The 1,228-nt window shown below is 62.6% G+C and carries 2 protein-coding genes and 1 pseudogene; 1 reads left to right on the top strand and 2 read right to left on the bottom strand.

The genetic code is table 11. The annotated features are described in order from the left end of the window. On the top strand, positions 1-412 hold a 412-nt coding region (locus tag B3D39_RS00015), incomplete at its 5' end, for an ion channel (protein ID WP_286789255.1). Positions 413-415: 3 nt separating this feature from the next. Here the strand turns inward: B3D39_RS00015 and B3D39_RS00010 are convergent. Beyond that, positions 416-886: a CAP domain-containing protein gene (locus tag B3D39_RS00010; protein ID WP_274963364.1), complete on the bottom strand. Its 471-nt coding sequence runs from the start codon at positions 884-886 to the stop codon at positions 416-418. Continuing rightward, positions 883-1,228: pseudogene (locus B3D39_RS00005) on the bottom strand (30S ribosomal protein S12 methylthiotransferase RimO); the annotation flags it as partial. The pseudogene B3D39_RS00005 and the gene B3D39_RS00010, both read right to left, overlap by 4 nt.

Genomic DNA, 1,228 nt, shown 5'->3' with positions numbered 1-1,228 from the left:
GGCGCGGCTGCGGCACGACTTCAAATTCTTCCGCCATCATCAGGAAATTATCATCGCCGCGATCAATCTGGGCGTGTTCCTCTTCGTGATGACGGGGTTGATCTATGCCACGCAGGTTCGGATCAATCCGCAGATTTCGAACTATGCCGACGCGCTCTATTTCACCGTGACCACGCTGACGACGACGGGGTTCGGGGACATTACGCCCAAGGGTGAATGGGGGCGGATGATCTCGGTCGCCATCATGATCTTTGGTGTCACGCTGTTCTTGCGGCTCGCGCAGGTGTTGTTCCGGCCTACGAAGGTACGCCATGAGTGCCCGACCTGCGGGCTGAGCCTGCACGATGCCGATGCGATCCACTGCAAACATTGCGGCGAGGTCATCCACATCGACACAGAAGGGCTGACCTGAGCTTCAGCAGGGCTTCGCGAGCACCATCACATACCACGGGCCCTTGCCATCGCGCTGGGGCACGACTGCCACGCCGATATGGGTGACCCCACGCAGCAGGATATTGCGACGATGGCCGGGCGAATGCATCCAGGCGTCGAACACCTCGCCCGGATCGCGCTGGCCCATCGCGACATTCTCGGCGATCAGGCAGGCGCGGAAGCCAGCCTTCGCCGCCCGCTTGAGCGGGGTCGATCCGTCCGACCCCTTGTGATCGAAGAAGCCGCGGCGGGCCATGTCGCAGCCTTGCGTTGCTGCGGCCTGCGTCAATTGCAGATCCATCGCGAGCGCATTCAGCCCCTGGGCTTGCCGCTGTTGCGAAGTCGCCTGCGCAATCTCGCGACCCTGAGCGGCATCGATGGCGCATGCGCCAGCCTGTGCCGCGACAGGCAGCAGGCCGAGAAGCAATGCGAGCAGAGCGAGAGTGCGGATCAAACGAGCCTTCCCCAGAGATCGTATTCCGAGGCCTCATCGACCTCGACCGTCACGATATCACCGGGGCTGAGATTCTCGAAATCCTCATCGATGAACAGGTCGCCGTCGATCTCGGGCGCGTCCGCCTTGGTGCGGCAGGTGGCGCCTTCCGCATCGACCGCGTCGACGATCACCTGCTGGACGCTGCCGACCTTGGCTTGCAGCTTCGCCTCCGAAATCGCCTGCGCTTTTTCCATGAAGCGGTTCCAGCGGTCCTGCTTCACCTCGTCGGGCACGTGATCGGGCAGGGTGTTGGAGCGCGCGCCCTCGACGTTTTCATATTGGAAGCAGCCGACGCGATCG

This window comes from Thioclava sp. UBA3469 (assembly GCF_002378135.1).
Taxonomy (GTDB): domain Bacteria; phylum Pseudomonadota; class Alphaproteobacteria; order Rhodobacterales; family Rhodobacteraceae; genus Thioclava; species Thioclava sediminum.
This window is presented reverse-complemented; position numbering and strand designations above follow the sequence as displayed.